Annotated in this window: 10 protein-coding genes and 2 pseudogenes; 7 read left to right on the top strand and 5 right to left on the bottom strand. The window is 43.5% G+C overall.

Going from position 1 to position 16,760, the window contains the following annotated elements; genetic code table 11:
* Positions 1 to 14 precede the first annotated feature (14 nt).
* Positions 15 to 254 (bottom strand): annotated as a pseudogene (locus tag QFZ80_RS26510) (SDR family oxidoreductase); the annotation flags it as partial.
* Positions 255 to 475: 221 nt separating this feature from the next.
* Positions 476 to 931, bottom strand: a pseudogene (locus tag QFZ80_RS26505) (site-specific integrase); the annotation flags it as partial.
* A gap of 90 nt (positions 932 to 1,021) precedes the next feature.
* Here QFZ80_RS26505 and QFZ80_RS26500 point away from each other — a divergent pair.
* From QFZ80_RS26500 to QFZ80_RS26480, 5 genes are all read left to right on the top strand, one after another.
* Positions 1,022 to 4,189 carry an ATP-binding cassette domain-containing protein gene (locus QFZ80_RS26500; protein ID WP_307553069.1) on the top strand — a complete coding sequence of 1,056 codons (3,168 nt, stop codon included), beginning with the start codon at positions 1,022 to 1,024 and terminating at the stop codon, positions 4,187 to 4,189.
* A 313-nt stretch (positions 4,190 to 4,502) separates the two neighbouring features.
* The gene (locus QFZ80_RS26495; RefSeq protein WP_307553072.1) at positions 4,503 to 6,830 is read left to right on the top strand and encodes a helix-turn-helix domain-containing protein; all 2,328 of its coding nucleotides are present in this window, start codon (positions 4,503 to 4,505) and stop codon (positions 6,828 to 6,830) included.
* A 164-nt stretch (positions 6,831 to 6,994) separates the two neighbouring features.
* Positions 6,995 to 7,954, top strand: coding sequence for an ABC transporter permease (locus QFZ80_RS26490; RefSeq protein WP_307553073.1), 960 nt, complete (start codon positions 6,995 to 6,997; stop codon positions 7,952 to 7,954).
* A gap of 24 nt (positions 7,955 to 7,978) precedes the next feature.
* Complete coding sequence (locus tag QFZ80_RS26485) at positions 7,979 to 8,875, top strand: carbohydrate ABC transporter permease (protein WP_307553074.1); 897 nt, start codon at positions 7,979 to 7,981, stop codon at positions 8,873 to 8,875.
* Positions 8,876 to 8,926: 51 nt separating this feature from the next.
* Positions 8,927 to 10,579 carry an ABC transporter substrate-binding protein gene (locus QFZ80_RS26480; protein WP_307561881.1) on the top strand — a complete coding sequence of 551 codons (1,653 nt, stop codon included), beginning with the start codon at positions 8,927 to 8,929 and terminating at the stop codon, positions 10,577 to 10,579.
* A gap of 233 nt (positions 10,580 to 10,812) precedes the next feature.
* On the opposite strand, the gene QFZ80_RS26475 is transcribed toward QFZ80_RS26480, so the two are convergent.
* On the bottom strand, positions 10,813 to 11,919 hold the full coding sequence (locus QFZ80_RS26475) for a glycoside hydrolase family 172 protein (protein WP_307553076.1): 1,107 nt from the start codon (positions 11,917 to 11,919) through the stop codon (positions 10,813 to 10,815).
* Between the two features lie 128 nt (positions 11,920 to 12,047).
* Here QFZ80_RS26475 and QFZ80_RS26470 point away from each other — a divergent pair, with 128 nt between their 5' ends.
* Positions 12,048 to 12,959, top strand: a complete 912-nt coding sequence (locus tag QFZ80_RS26470) for a helix-turn-helix domain-containing protein (protein ID WP_307561879.1) — start codon at positions 12,048 to 12,050, stop codon at positions 12,957 to 12,959.
* Here the strand turns inward: QFZ80_RS26470 and corA are convergent.
* The gene (gene corA, locus QFZ80_RS26465; RefSeq protein WP_307561877.1) at positions 12,952 to 13,902 is read right to left on the bottom strand and encodes a magnesium/cobalt transporter CorA; all 951 of its coding nucleotides are present in this window, start codon (positions 13,900 to 13,902) and stop codon (positions 12,952 to 12,954) included. The genes QFZ80_RS26470 and corA overlap by 8 nt on opposite strands.
* Positions 13,903 to 13,968: 66 nt before the next feature.
* On the opposite strand from corA, the gene QFZ80_RS26460 reads away from it, so the two are divergent.
* The gene (locus tag QFZ80_RS26460) at positions 13,969 to 14,769 is read left to right on the top strand and encodes a hydroxypyruvate isomerase family protein (RefSeq protein WP_307561875.1); all 801 of its coding nucleotides are present in this window, start codon (positions 13,969 to 13,971) and stop codon (positions 14,767 to 14,769) included.
* A 430-nt stretch (positions 14,770 to 15,199) separates the two neighbouring features.
* Here QFZ80_RS26460 and QFZ80_RS26455 read toward each other — a convergent pair whose 3' ends face one another.
* On the bottom strand, positions 15,200 to 16,573 hold the full coding sequence (locus QFZ80_RS26455) for an erythromycin esterase family protein (RefSeq protein ID WP_307553080.1): 1,374 nt from the start codon (positions 16,571 to 16,573) through the stop codon (positions 15,200 to 15,202).
* Positions 16,574 to 16,760 lie beyond the last annotated feature (187 nt).

Genomic DNA, 16,760 nt, shown 5'->3' with positions numbered 1-16,760 from the left:
GAAGTTCTCCTTTATCATCCATGAATTAAAGATTCGGCGCCGTCGATGACGGAAGTTCCGGTAATGTGGTCGGATTGATTCGAAGCGAGGAACAGCACCAGATTCGCGACTTGACTAGCTGTTCCGGAATTGTGTCGGAGCGGATGTTCTCCTTCGGGAAATTCAATAGGGATCGTGATTTCTTCCAGCTCGGGTCTGCGTTCCGTATTCTCATCAATATTCGTTTCGATCGCTCCCGGACAGATGGCGTTTACACCTGCACTTTGGCCACCGCTGCTTCAAGTTCACCGCCAGGGCGGTTGAGCAGCCAGATTTTGAACCCTTTTTTCAGCCAAACGTACAGCGGAAGCCAAACCAATGCCGGAGGATGCGCCGGTCACAATGGCGACTTTCTTCGAAATATCGTATGAGTCTGGATGGTTTTGTTCTTGTGCGGTCATTGGAAAAAACCTCCTAAATGAATGGAATACATTTATTAGGTCATTACCCCGGCTTTGCGGGATCGAATCTTAGTGGTGAAATTGTAGGAAAGGTAAGGAAATAAAGCGCTTTCTAATTTGTAACATAATTGAAATGTTCCTGTTATGGTTTCATAATGTTGGCGAGGTATTATAATAACCAAGACCCCCTTTTTAATATAAACTTTTGAACCCGGCCCCGTTGGCTGGGTTCCTTTTTTTTTTGTGTATGACAAATAACCCTTATATGGGCCATTTGGTTGTAGTTTTTCATTCCTGAAGGGAGTCTTGGTAGGATTTTGCAAATTCCTTTCAGAGTCCATGATATGCCTCACAGATATAATCCCCTTTTTCAGATCGATATCTGAAAATCTCAACGCATGAATTTCACCCATACGCATACCGCAACGAATTGCTAACACTAAAATAATTTCATGTCTGTGACCATCAATAGCTCTAAAGAAAGTTTTAGCTTCTTCTTCCGTCCCAAAAAATCAATTCATACATTTAACTCTGTGATAACATGGAAAGACTAAGTTTAAAAGAATAGAGAGGATGTACATATGAAAATAAATCGATTAATTTCGAACAATATTAACCTATTAGATGCAGCACTACCAGTAGATAAATCGTTAGGTATTGCTGGTTTGTCTGGATCTGGTAAAACAACTTTTTGTCAAACCATTGGTGAAGAATCCAAGAAGCGTCTCGTTTCTTTATTGCCAAAGGCAGAATATCAGTATTTATTTCCTGAAATTATGGAAACCAATTTCAGTGCCATCAAGATGGAAGAAATGCCTTTAGTCCTTTTTCTCGGAAAATCATCAATTTCATCCAATCCTCGTTCAACCATTGGCACACATACTGGCGTGTTTAAAGAGATTCGTGTTACTCTTGCTGAAAAATTTAATCTTTCTCCAGAAGTTTTTTCCTTTAATAATGCCTTAGGCTGGTGTCCAGATTGTAAAGGGCGCAGTATGACCCAAAATGTCGATTGTCCAAAGTGCAAGGGTAGGCGCTACAATCAAGAAGTTGAGCAATATAAGATGGAATTATTGAATCAACCACATAGTATTTCCGATATCAATAACTTAAGCATTGAAACGATTCTTTCTCTCGCAGAGGAATTACACATTAGTGAAGCGAAGCAGCATATTCTCCAAAATATTATCAATATGAATATAGGCTACTTAACACTAAATCGCATAATGGGTACTTTGTCAGGTGGAGAAATAACACGAATGTACTTGGCAGAATTCATGGCAACTAGTGAAAATACGGTTATTATCATTGATGAAATCTCCGTGGGTCTTGATCACCAAACATTATTGAAAATTTTAGATGAGATTAAACAATTGGGGTATAAGAATCAAATTTGGCTCATTGACCATTCTGACACGGTGCTGGACACATCGGATGAACAATTGTTCTTTGGACCTGGTAGTGGTAAATACGGTGGGAAAATTGTAGAAGAATCACCACGTCCACAACCCATCCATTGTGAACTAAATAAGGCAATGCCAACAGACTACTATCAGTTTCATGATCTTTATTGTCGTAATATTCAAATGGCTGAAATTCAGATTCCCCAAAATAGACTTGTAACCTTTACGGGTGAGTCGGGATGTGGTAAATCTACACTTGTTAATGAGTGTATAGTGAAAGATTTTCAAAAGCGTTATCCAAAAGATAAACTGGTCGTGGTTGGGCAAGATCGAAACCAATCGATTTCCAGTCGGTCAACCATTGCGACGTTTCTTGATATAAAAAAGAAACTCACGAAATATAGTGAGGATATTGATGATATTTTTCAGCGCTCGATTGAAGATATTATTGATGAACTGCCGGGTGAAGACATCGCTCATAAACGCTTGAGCTTATTGATCAAACTTGGGCTTGGTTATTTGACGTTGGAAAGAAAAACACAGTCCTTATCGACAGGAGAATTTCAATGTGTCCATTTAGTATCTGAGCTGTTTGCCAACTCAAGAAACCCGCATACGCTTTTTATTTTCGACGAGCCTTCAAAAGGTTTATCGCAAAATATTTTAAACCAATTCATTGATAGTGTTAGAGACATTCTGCAAGATGAATCGGTCTCCATCCTGATGATTGAACATAATGCCTATATGCTCGAAAGCTCTGATTTTATCGTTGATTTTGGCAAAAGACAACTTGCACCTGTAGAACATCTGGATGTTCTCAGTCATGATGATTATTATCGTCGTCACAAGTATAAAGAAGATAGCAAGGCCCCCTTGCATATTTCTTCCACACTTAAGCAGCAAAATGGTATTCACTACTTACAAGAAAATCAGTTGGACTATTTTAAAAAGGCTGAAAACGTCTATAAAGGTGGTATCCTAAAAAGCTTATCATCCATGGCACATCTGATTTATGGTGAATATGAATCTGATAAGATTGCACCTGTCATCGCCATCGATCTTGAACGACACCTGTATAGTCAATATAGTTTTCTATATGAAATAGGGGGACTGATCAACCATATTGTGGCTGCTCATCCGACCAATAAAGATACAAGAAGCTTCGATTTCTATTATCAAGATAATCATTGTCCAAGTTGTTCGGGTCGTCGAGTTATAGAACGATTTGATATGGATGTTCTCATTCAAGACAAAACAGTGCCATTCTGGGACGGCATGTTACTTCCAGAAGTCATGGATGTCTTGAAATATTATCAGCACGCCAAATTGCACTTCTTATTTGAAGAGATAAAGAACGAACTTGGCCACGATATGAGCAAAAGCTATAATGAGATGTCAGAGGCAGAAAAAAATACGTTCTTATATGGGTATTGGGAAAAGTCGTTTTATGATAAAGCAGGGAAGGCTTCAAGAACATGGGAGGGTTTTAATCTCATCCTTGGGCGTTATATGGTTATTTCGAAGAACATTCCACTTAAAGAGCAAATGAAAGCCTCAAAAGAAATGATTAACTGCCCAGTTTGTCAAGGGACCGTGTTAAATCATCATAAAAAGCTAAAATTTGGTGACACGGATATTCGTGAGATTATTCAACAATCGATTGATCAGGTCATTAAAACTGTAGGGAAGTTACCGGAACTAGAAAAACTAAAATCAATTGTTGGCGGCGATCTTGCACTTACGGAAGATGTCTCCTTACTTCCTAGGGAAACACAAGTTGCGCTGAAAATGCTTGAACTGGAGCTTGCAAGCTTTGTGGGCTATGAAGTGGTTTTACAAAATGCCGTACCATTTTGGGACAAGATTAAAGGTAACCTCGAGGCGATCAGCAGTAATAACTTGATTACCATCTGTGATTTTGCCAATATTGCTGAAACTAGAGAAACCATTATTGATAAGTATTTCACCAATGGGAAATATAAAAAACTAACTTATGTCTATGAAGTGTTTGGCTACAATAAAATTGTTACCCAAATTAATAAAATTAAAGCAAGTCATCCATGTCCATTCTGTAACGGGAAGAAAGTAATTTCAGAGGATGGTCTCCATGAAGGCGTATTTAAATTATCGGTGCCATGTGTTAGCTGTTATGTAAGTGGCATCAATGATGAAGGGCGCAAGGAAATCGTCGATCGTATAGATGTACAAACATGGCTTACTGGCAAAGTAAGTGATGTTGTTGCTGAAAGCTTACTAACTGAGGCAGTTGCAGATATTCCTATCTTCAATCGTATTCGTGAGTTGAATAAACGAGATATGATGGCGGTTTATCATTGCCTGAAGTGAAATACTCTAGCATAGCGTGAAATGATTGCAGATAGACGGATCGTTCGATTAATCATCAAAGTCTCGTAACCCACGCCCCGTTGGCTGGGTTCCTTTTTTTTGTTAAGCACAAAAAGTCTCATTTCATATCTAGCGATATATTTCAAGCTTCCGATTACCAGCACAGCAAGGTATACTAGAAATAACTGCTTAGTCCTTTTGGGATGAACGCCACAACAGATTGCAAACGCATACAAAAATGCAAATCATGCACAATGATTACTCTCAATATGATCGCAACATGGAATCGTGAATGAAATGGGGGACATTTACTATGCTGTTCAAGAGAGAGAGAAGCGTTAATGTTAACGTTAACAAAAGAAGGCACCGCGTGTTTGCGCGTATTCTCGTTCCTTATCTTATTTTTCTGATGCTGCCGATGATTATTGGCTGGGTCATTTATCAGAAGACGACGGCGCTAATCGAAAGCGAAGCAACCGCGAGTCATATGAACCTGCTGGAGCAGAGTAAGGATATCCTCGATCGAAGACTGGAGGAAATCGCCTCCATCACTCAGCAGTTATCGGCCGATACGAGAATTATGCGGTTTCAGTCTGTCACTGATCCTTTTGAGGGGACGAATACGTACCGGGTTTTGGATACGAATAAAAGCTTGTACGATTACAGGATGTCTAACAATTTCATATTTAATTATTATGTCTTGTTCAAAAATAGTGAAATGGTATTAACCCCGGGGGCTACTTACTCTTTTCAGCATTTTTTTGATCGGGTAGCTCATTACAGCAAGCATGATTATGATTCATGGTATGACTTCGTCGCTAAGCAATTTCATACCCGCAAAACTTTTGCGTCTGAGGAAGTCATCGTACAGGGTGTACCCTATTCCATGCTGACATATATGCAATCGCTTGGGTACCCTGGCAATCCCCAGGGCGCTATTGCTGTCATGATTGATCAGAAGGAAATCCAAAAGCTGTTTCAAGGGCTCAACATTTCCGAAGGGGGATGGGCCTATATTGTGGATGGTGAGGGGAAAATCATCAGTGAGCTTTCGGCGAGTAAAGCCCCCTTACCGATCGAGATCGGCAATCTTATTGGTGATAAGGGCGTAATCGAGCAATCGCTGCAATCGAAGCAGATGATGATTACTTATACCAAATCCTCCTATAACGGTTGGACGTATCTGGTGGGACAGCCAACTTTTGTTGTACTAGAGAAGGTCCGATATATTCAGAAAATCATCTTCTCTTTGACGTTCGTCTTTCTTATCGTGGGTGTCTTTATCGCGTATGTGCTGGCTTATCGCAACAGTAAACCGTTACGAAATATCGTAAACTTGATTCTGGAAAAAGCGGACGTGATCTCGCACCAGAGGGATGCTTTTGGATTAATCGGAGAAACGGTAACCGGTTTGTTCCACAATAACCATAGGATGAAGTCGGAGATAGAGCAGCAGGTTCCTTTGCTGAGGGCAGCGTATTTTCAGCGGCTGTTGAACGGGCAATTTATTTCGGCACGTGATGCAGATGCACTGTTAAAGCATGTAGGTATGGACCTTCAAGGGATGTCCTATCGGGTCGCGGTTGTTCATTTGCGAGGCTTCGATAACGGCTATAATGATGACCTGTTGGAAGAACTGGATATGAAGCGTTTACTGGCTAAAGAAATGTTGAGAAGGACGATCGATCAGGAAGGCTTTGTTTACGATATCGCGGAGGATCAATTCGGGGTGCTTTTCTGTTATCGAACTGAGCAACCGGAACTCTACAAGGAGCCAATCGAGCAAAAGCTGAAGGAAGCCAATGAGGAGATGAAAAGCCAGTTGAAGCTGGTGTCCGTCTATGGTGTAGGCGGTATATGTGATAGTCTCACCAGCATCTCCAGATCTTATGAACAGGCCAGAGAAGCATTGAACGTGCAGTTATGGAAAAATGAGAATGAAATCGTATGGTATGACGAGCTCCCGACGGATATGAACAACTATTATTTTCCGCAGGATGTGGAGATCCGCTTAATCAATTTAGCCAAAGCGGGGGATCATCCTGAGGTTCAGCATACGCTTGGTGAGATATACCATGAAAATTTCGAGCTGAGGCACCTTTCCTTCGCGGTTATGCAGTTGTTCTTGTTCGAAATGTGGGGTAGTCTTGTGAAGCTGCTGCCGCAAATGGAGCTCGATCAGCAGGAGGTTTACAGGCGGATCCAGTCACTGAGCAGCGAGATTGATTCCTATGAAAATATGCGCAAAAATTATCAATCGATCCGCGCAACTTATCAATGGATATGTGAAAGCGTGAACGATCATAAGAAAAGTCAAAATGTACAGCTGATCCAAAGTATTCTTGGCATGCTGCAGAACGTATATATGGACAGTGAGCTTTGTCTGGATGTAGTGGCCGATCGGTTTCGCATTTCGAAGGTGTATCTCTCCCAATTCTTCAAAGAGCAAACGGGCATTAATTTCTCCGACTATTTGGAAAATCTGCGCATGGATCGGGCCAAAGATCTGCTGCAGACAACGGAGCTAACCATTCTTGAAATTTCCGATAAGGTTGGCTATAGCTCCTCCAATACGTTTTGTCGGGCATTCAAGCGGCTGCATGGCGTCAGTGCGACCTCCTATAAGAAATTGCACGGATAAGAATACGGCACTCAGGTGCCGTATTCTTTACTTTTGCACATCAATTTCGAAGTGCACATGGCTGATTCTTAATATTTGCACATAAAGAAAGCGCTTTCTAATTTACGGCTTGAGGCAATTCCTTGTATCGTTAAGGTATCAATTGAAAGGGGGAAGAGCGCACAATGAAAGAGGTTGTATTAACCAAAACAGGCACGGGTACAAACAATCTGCTGCTTGCCGCTAGGAAGCAAATGAAGAAAAGCTGGCAATTGTATGCCCTGCTTGCACTTCCAGTCATCTATGTCCTCGTGTTTAAATATTATCCGATGTATGGGGCGCAGATTGCCTTCAAGGATTATATTGCATCCAAGGGAGTCGCTGGGAGCGAGTGGGTCGGCTTGAAGCACTTCATCCGATTTTTCAACTCTTATGAATTTGGAAAATTGATGAAAAACACGTTGATCATCAGCTTGTACAGCTTACTTGCCGGAATTCCCTTTCCGATTATTCTGGCCCTATCATTAAATTATGTGAAAAACCAGCTGTTCAAAAAATCCGTACAGATGATCACTTACGCTCCCCATTTTATATCCATCGTCGTGATGGTAGGGATCGTTATGGAGCTGCTCGACCCCCGCAATGGATTAGTGAACATGCTGCTCGGTCAATTGGGCATCGATCCGATCAATTTTATGGCCAAGCCGGAATATTTCAGCTCGATCTATGTCTGGTCTGGTATTTGGCAAAATGTAGGCTTTTCCTGCATCATTTATTTAGCAGCTTTAGCGGGTGTTGATCCCGCACAGCATGAAGCGGCTGTCATTGATGGAGCAAGTAAATTTCAGCGTATGCTGCATATCGATCTGCCGAGCATCATGCCAGTTATGATTATTTTGCTTATTTTGAACACCGGTCATATTCTGGATCTGGGCTTCGAGAAAGTGCTGCTATTACAGAATCCGCTTAATGTGCGCACCTCGGAAGTCATTGATACGTTTGTTTATAAGGTCGGGCTTGCCTCCCAGGCGATGAATTACTCTTATTCCACGGCCATCAATTTATTCAAATCGGTCATTGGTTTGATTCTACTGATTTTGGTCAACCAAATGGCGAAGAAAGCTAAACAGGAAAGCCTATGGTAAGGCATATAGGGGGAGGTCGTCATCATGGAGCATGCTAACATTCGTGAGGCTAGCAATGACCGTTGGTTTAATGTTATCAACTACACGGTGCTTACCTTGTTTCTTATTATTGTGATGTATCCGCTAGTGTTTATTGTAAGCGCATCCTTCAGCAGCCCAGATGCGGTCATCTCGGGGAAGGTGTGGCTGTGGCCCGTTCAACCTACACTTGACGGTTATGAGGCTGTATTTAAACATAAGCTGATCTGGAGCTCGTTTCGTAATTCTGTTATTTATACGGTTCTGGGTACGGTAATCAATGTCGCGCTAACGATAATGGCGGCTTATCCACTTGCACGTAGAGACTTGTATGGGAAAAATGCTGTCATGCTTTTACTGGTGTTCACCACCATGTTTTCCGGCGGACTCATTCCGAGCTACCTGCTGGTCAAAGATCTCGGCATGCTCAATACGATCTGGTCGATGATTTTGCCAGGGGCGATGAGCGTATTCAATGTCATTATTACGAGAACCTATTTCAAAACGACGATACCGGATGAACTGCTGGAGGCCGCTCAGCTGGACGGCTGTAACGATTTCAAGTTTGTATGGAATGTTGTTATTCCGCTGTCCGGTCCCATCATTGCTGTCATTACTCTGTATTCGGCGGTAGGCTATTGGAATCAATATTTCAATGCGCTGATCTATTTAAAGCAGCCGAGCTTATATCCGCTCCAGCTTGTACTTAGGGAAATACTCATTCAGAATGAGGTAGATCCCGCCATGCTGTCCGATCTGGGACAGGAAGCGAATCGGGAGGGCTTACGTGCACTGCTTAAATACTCTCTGATTGTCGTCTCATCGCTGCCACTCATGATGATTTACCCTTTTGTACAGAAGCATTTTGTTAAAGGGGTCATGATCGGTTCGTTGAAGGGTTAGTTATTAAATGAAAAATTTATAACGAATAAATTCTAGGGAGGGTTCTTTTAGATGAAAAAATGGATGGTAGTAAGCTTAGGGTTAGCCTTGTGTACAGTCTCGGTATTAAGCGGTTGTTCAGATAAGGAAGCAGCGCAATCAGATGCGACTCCTAAAGTGTCAGAGGATCGGGTGACTGCAGCAGGGGAATTACCTATCACGAAGGAAAAAACGACCTTAAAGGTTCTAGTAAAGGGTAGTGCATTTGTTGAAGACTTTGCAACGAATGAATATACGAAGTACCTAGAGGAGAAGACGAACATTCATATTGAATGGGATGTTGCCCCGGAGAAATCAGCGGTAGAAAAGCTTAATTTGGTGCTAGGAAGCGGAGATTTGCCTGATGTGATTATGGGCTTTGACGTTAGCCCTACGCAGCAGCTGATCTATGGCAGCCAAGGGGATTTCCTCGATCTAACGCCCTATATTGCTAAGTATGGTGTCGAGACCAAGAAGATGTTTGAGCAGGTTGTTGGAGTGAAAGATGCTATTACGGCGCCGGGTGGTAAAATATATGGGCTGCCGCTCGTGAACGAGTGTTTCCACTGTTCGATGGGGCAAAAAATGTGGATTTACAAGCCATGGCTGGATAAATTGGGGCTTGCTGTGCCAACCACGACGGATGAGCTGTACAAGGTGCTAAAGGAGTTTAAAACAAAGGATCCGAATGGCAACGGAAAAGTCGATGAGATTCCGCTTGCAGGTGCAGCGGTGGGACCAGCAGTAAATATCGATTCGTTCCTTATGAATGCTTTTATACTAAACCCTAATAATACCAATCGTTTGTACCTTAATAACGGCAAGGTCGATGTGCCTTATAACAAGCCGGAATGGCAAGAGGGCCTGAAGTACTTAAACAAGCTGTATGCCGAAGGTTTGATCGCGCCGCAGTCCTTCACACAGGATCGGGATCAAGCGAAGCAGATGGGGGAGAACCCCAATATTAATATATTGGGTGCAGCGATAGCCCAGCATAATGGGACGTTCACAGCTTTTAACGGACCGAGCGGAAGATGGCTTGAGGTTACCGCCGTTCCAGTGCTCAAAGGGCCGAAAGGCTTGCAAGTTGCGCCGTATACCAATAGCGTCTCTCAAGGGCGTTACGTCATTACGAAAGCGAGTAAAAATCCAGAAGCCGCTTTCCGCCTAGCGGATCTGATGTATACGCAGGAGATGACGCTGCGTAACGCAGAGGGGCGTCCAGATGTGGAATGGAAATATGCGACTCAAGGTGAGATCGGTATCAATGGCAAGCAAGCCATTTGGAAATATACCGAAGCCAAGCTGCAAAATGTGCAAAATGTGAAATGGTCTCAAACCGGACCATCGCTTAGAACGAATGATTTCCGCTTAGGCTTGGTCGCCGATCCGAAAAATCCATTGGAAGTTATTTTGTACAATGAAACGAAAAACAAATACGAACCTTATAAGCAGAAGCTGGATACTGTTCTGCCACAGCTGTTCTTCACGAACGAGCAGGCGATGGAGCTAGCCGATCTAGAGAAGACGATTACCGATCATGTCAAAGAGATGACTGCACGTTTCATCATCGGAGATGCGAATCTGGAGAAAGAATGGGATGGCTACCTGAAAAATTTGGATAATATGAACCTGAAGCGTTATCTGGAAATTTACCAAGCTGCCTATGACGCGAAGAAGAAGTAGATTTATTGGCGGTTCGTATAAAGCGAAGCACATAACGCTCACTTAGGGAAGTTTGAACGATTGCAGAATCGGGGATCAATGGCGATTAAGTTCGCCTTTGATCCCCGGTTTTTTAATTCTGTCCATAGGTTCTTTTTTTATATCTTTGGTTTAACTTTTTCTCCTGGTTTGATGATGGCTAGTAAAAGCAGGATAATAATTCCGATTTCACCGATTATTCAGAACCAGTTTAACTATCGCGGCCATCTCCGGTGAACGGGAAGAAGTATGGGGAAATCCGCATGAGGCTCCATCTGATACCAATAGGCAACGGAGGAAACATCGTCGGTTCGTTCGAAAAGCTCTCTGCTGTTATGTCCAATCTGTTGAATCGTGACGCGCAGATCGTTCTCAAAATGGATGGGGTCTGGAAGATGCCAGCGATACAGTCCATGCATAGGTACGGAATCTTCGCCGAACTTCTCTTTGAGGGTCGAATCCGTTTTGGAATAGAACGGGTATCCTAGATAGGGAGTGCTGTACGGCACCTCGACGGGGATCCCGTTTTCTTTTTCGTAAAAGCACCAGGCTCCACCGAAATAATCCTCCGTCCCAGTCCCGCAGAGCGTCGGCCATTCTTCATCTCCGTCCAAATAAAATTTAATTTCCCCCTCACCCCACCAATAACGTTCTAATGCCGCCCATGCCAAATAGGTGCCAACATATTTCCCCTTGCCCTTGACTCCGTCCAAAATCGTGTAATCTTTGCCTTCCGTTGTGATATTCTCTCTTCTCCACTGAGCGTGAAAATAAGCCGTATTCTCCGGGAGCAAATCTACGAGTGTATAATGAAACTGATAGAAAAAGCCGTGAATATCCTCGGCGTGCTGATTCTCAATCGTAATTTTGGCTGATTGTCGGAAAGGCATAGGGAAGTAGCAGTTCATGCCGCCTGTGGGATTCACGACGATCGGCTGCGAATTCACCTTACAGCGTTCACCGAACCCGTTGCAAAAGAAATCGCCAAGCGGCACCTCCACGGAAGGTGAGGCTTCATCATCCCAGTAGAAGCGGAGCACTAAATCTCTTAGGACAAAATTCCCCTTGGAGGTAGCGTTCGTACATGTGATCCAGAAGTGCTGCAGGATACCAGTTCCTTGAATATCGGCTAAAACGATCGTTTCTCCTTGAGGTAAAGTGATGCACGGCCTGCCTTTGCGGGCAATACCTAAATTGCTTGCTGCTTTCCCTCCTTCTCCCTTCTCTCCGGTCGGATTCTCCGCCGTGATCCAGCGGGTTCGGCCTTGTGTCAGGAATGGAGCTGCAGAGAGTTCAGGGATAAAGCCTTGATATTGCGACATAGGAACATCCACCTCTATCATTATAGTTATGCGAGCTTGAAAACATTATATAATGAAGGTAAGCGCGTTCATTTAGCCAAAGTTAGTTAAAAGTTAACCATTATTGCTGAAAAGGAAGGATTCTTTCTGTGAGCTTTCAAACTGTCTCCCCATACGTACGTATTGCGATGGATAGTATCATACAATCTCCTTGGATGTTAAAAGAAAGAATGCTTTGGGACTACGAGCTGTTATATCTAATGGAGGGTCGGGCTGATGTAACTATCGAGGACAAGACCTATGAAGGCAAACCAGGAGACTTGTTTCTGTTTAAGCCTGGACAGAGGCACTCCATCCAGCTCGTAGGTGGTAAGCCGATTCGGCAACCGCACGTGCATTTTGATTTATTCGAGCAGGAGGATAGTGAGGACGTCAAGGTATCGTTTAAAATGTTACAAGATATGGATGAGACGGAGCGAAGTTGGTTTCGTAAGGATGAACTGTCGGGCGCACTCATTGATCTCCCGAATCATATTCGATTAAGGGAGCCGAGTCGCGTGGAGCAGCAGCTTTTTGGAATCATAGCGGAATTTGAAGCGAAGCTGCCATTATATGAATGGCGTCTAAAGGGCAGTCTGCTGGAGTTAATTACAGCTGTAGTGAGGGAGCATGCATGGAACGGACGATTATTTGAAAACAGTCTTCAGCAAGAGCTCTTATTGGATATGGAACGTTATATCGCGGCTCACGTTCACCGAGAGTTGAAATTGGATGAGCTATCGGAGCGATTCCATATCAGTAAATATTATTTGATCCATTTGTTTAATAAAGTATTCGATGTAAGTCCGATCCAATATCACCAGAGAATCCGGCTGGAGCGAGCCAAGAATATGATCAGGCATACCTTAATGCCGCTTCAGGAAATCGCAGATCAATTAGGATTTTCCGGTATTCATGCATTCAGTCGAGCTTTTAAGAAAAAAGTGGGGGTTTCGCCTGCTGGCTTTAGGAAGGAATTCCGTGATGAGCATCGCTCAGAATCAGTAAGCTCTTCTATTTAAACCAGCCCTTTTTCCAAAACCAAGCGAACATGCCGAATCCAATTCCGAACATGATCAAGAGAATTCCAAAATAACCCCCTTGCCACTTCAGCTCAGGCATATAAGCGAAGTTCATCCCATAAAGACCAGCAATGAACGTTAATGGCATGAAGATCGTTGTGATTACGGTCAACGTTTTCATGATGGTATTCATTCGGTTGGAATTTAGGGAGATGTAGCTATCCCTCATATCAGCCGTCATTTCTCGGTTTGAATCAATCATTTCAGACAATTTGAGCAGATGATCATGAATATCCGTGAAAAAGACTAACTGCTCGCGAAGATGCTCGATTCGATCTGTATTGATGACCCTGTACAGCAAGTCGCGCATGGGCACGATGGTGCGACGTAATTTTAGCAATTTGGCCCGAATACCAAAAATATGTTTCATTAAGGTCTCAATGGATTCGGCATCAAAATTATTTTCGATATCATCCAATTGATCTTCGATTTGGTAGACACTAGGGAAATATTGATCCACCAAATTATCAAGAATTAAATAAGCCGCATAAATATGACCTTCATTCCGCAAGTGTTCTTGTTCAGAGATTCGGCTCCAAGCATCTTCAATTTCCCTTGATTCATGCAAATGAAAGGTCACAATGTAATTGCTTCCTAGAAACATGTCCACTTCTTCCGCGTCCAGTGTCATGGCATTAATCGCATGCATGACAAAAAAGTGAACGTTCTCGTAGTGATCCATCTTTGGTCTTTGCAGTAAGAAAAAGCAGTCCTCTATGGTCAGCGGATGAAAATGGAAATGCTCTTTCAGATGCAGCGCTTCCTTCTCGTTCGGATTATGAAAGTCGACCCAATACCACTTAATGTTCGGGCCTAGAAGCTCCTCGAAGGGGACATTATGGAGCACATTGAAGTCCATGGTAATAGCAAGGGAACGAATCATAAATAAAACTCCTTGGATCATATTTTCATCTGCTTAATTTTACCATACAATAGGGAGAGTTCAGAAATGCTTGGTCCCCAGCACAAAAAAGTATATTTGGAAAGAAGGATGACAATGAGGCTCTCCGTTTGTATGGATGCGGTTTATAGCAAGCATGATTTTGCTCAAAGTGTTAAGGAAGTGAAGCAAATTGGCTATGATACCATTGAATTCTGGTCATGGTGGAATAAAGATTTGGATGAAGTCGCGCGTGTTGTGAAGACTACTGGTGTTTCGGTTGCTGCCTTTTGTACCAAATTTGTGAGCTTAGTCGATGAAAGCATGCGTGAAACTTATCTAGTTGGACTTGCCGAATCCATTGAGGCAGCGAAGCGATTAAATTGCACTCAGCTCATTTCACAAGTGGGTCAGGAACTAGAAGGCGTGTCCAGAGAAGCGCAGCGTCAGTCATTAGTTGATGGACTAAAAGCATGCGTGCCGTTGTTGGAGCGGGAAGGGATAACATTATTGGTAGAGCCGCTGAACACACTTGTGAACCATCAAGGATATTTCTTAGCTTCATCTGAAGAAGCATTCGATATTGTGAAGCAGGTGGGGAGCCAACATGTGAAAGTGCTGTTCGATATTTATCACCAACAAATTACCGAAGGTCATCTGATTACGAATATTCGTGAAAATATAGCTTGGATAGGCCATTTTCATGCAGCTGGCAATCCAGGGCGACATGAGCTGAGTAATGGCGAGTTGAATTACGAGCAGATTTTCAAGGCCATTGATGAAACTGGGTTCACTGGCTATATCGGTTTAGAGTATTTTCCGTTGGAGGAACCGAGTGTTGGATTAAAACGTCTTATTAATGACAAGTGAAAGGCTGCTGGTTGTGTGTTAGAGACTGTCGATTGATTCATTATGCCTCCTCACAACGGATATCAAAACTCCAAAGTTCGATTTTAGAGTCATTCAGCTTTCTTGAGGGCAAATAGGCTATTGTGGTTACCAATGTTGTATTTTCTACCAATTCACAAGCCCAAAGGCTATTTCGCAACTTGAAGTTGCAGTTTGTACAACATTTCTGAACACATTAGGGATTTATTCATCCAGCAACCTCAATTGTGCATAGTTGACGATTGATCCCGATTTAACATACCTCAATGCAGAGCAAGATTGGATGAATGAATCGACGGTCTCTGTTATGGAACATTTGCAGGGGGCATGTGGAAATAGCATCAATAAAGTTGTATTTATAGGTGTAGCTGTAGGCGGATATGCTTTTGTTATAGGTAGTGCTTGTGTGAGTTCACACAAGCACTTTTTTTAGGGTAAGCGGATGAAGCGCATGGCTTTCATCCACATGCACGAAGGCGTCGTACCGCCGAGCCATAAGAGAGGGAACATAATTCCCTCTCTCATGAGCAGGGCGGTACACGACCCCGATGGCACGGTGCCCCAGCACCTCGTGCCCGAGAATAGGATCCTCCTTGTGCAGCAGGAGGATCTGATCATGCGCGCCGGCGCGATGCATAAGCTCCTCCCAGCTGCCCGGCTGGGCAGGTGGTACTTGCATCGTCGCCATCGGCGCGCCCCAGGATGTCGCGGCGATGACCGTGCCGCGGTAAGTGCCGAAGCCGATAGCGAACACATCGGCTTCGCCGTGCGCTTCGCGCAAGAGCTGGCCGACGTTCACCATACCGTCGGCCATCATATCTGTTGCACGCGCGTCGCCGACGTGCGTGTTGTGCTCCCAGACGATGACTTTGGCGTCTGGGCCGTGGTGGTCGACGAGGCGGCGCAGCGCGCTGACCATGTGTCGGTCGCGGACGTTCCACGAGTCCGCGTCGTGACGAACCATCGTGCGGTAGTAATCCTCAGCGTTCACAGCAACAAGCGCGTTCAATTCCGCGCTTAGAGCTGCTTCGCTGTCTTCTTCGTACCGCACGCGTTTCGCGTGAAGCGCTTGAAGCAGCTTCACAACCTCATCCTTACAGCTTTCGCCGTAAAAAGCCGCCGAAACCCCATAATTTTGTCCTTCCTTCTCGTAAGAGTCGAAGCACTTAAAAGCCTCCCGCGCTAAAGCTAATTGCTCTGGCGTGCCTTTTTCCTTCAAATAACGTTCGATCTCTTCCAGTGACTCCCATAAACTATAGACGTCTAGACCATAGAACCCGACTCGCTGTTCCTGCGGTTTATCTTCATTGTGCTGTTTAAGCCAATCCATCAACTCGAGAACTTCTTCATTCGCCCACATCCACGTTGGCCAGCGATTAAAAGCTTCTTCCAAGACCTGACGGGAGTTCGGCTTAGTATCTTTGTATTGCTTCACATAACGGTTAACCTCATAGCAGGAAGGCCAGTCGCCCTCAACAGCAATAAAAGAAAATCCTTTCGTTTCAATCAACTTACGGCTTAATTCCATACGCAGCTTATAAAATTCCGAGGTTCCATGCGTAGCCTCACCCAGTAAAATGTACCTTTTATCTCCGATTGCTTCCACCAATACATCCAAATCTTCGAAGGTACTCAGCTTCACAGCTTGCTGTTTGATTTGTTCCACAATTGCGTCATTAACTTTCACTTGTTTAACCCCTATTCCTAAAGATTTACATTCTGTAGTATGTACAAAAAATCCATTACAAAAAAGCGATTCGAATAGAATCGCTTTTTTGTAACACAATTGGAACATTCCTGTTACAGTTCTCTAACAAAGTAGGTGTATTATAATTAACAAGACCCCCCTTTTTTAATATAAACTTTGGACCTGGCCCCGTTGGCTAGGTCCCTTTTTTTGTTTGAGGATCGTATATCATTCGATCGGCAGGAAAAGTGTTATAACTGACTGAAGTAATCTTGCATCAGGATCG

The sequence above is a fragment of the Paenibacillus sp. V4I7 genome, from assembly GCF_030817275.1.
In the GTDB taxonomy this organism is placed as follows: Bacteria; Bacillota; Bacilli; order Paenibacillales; family NBRC-103111; genus Paenibacillus_E.
Note: the sequence above shows the minus strand (reverse complement) of the source record. Positions and strands in the feature narration are given on the sequence as shown.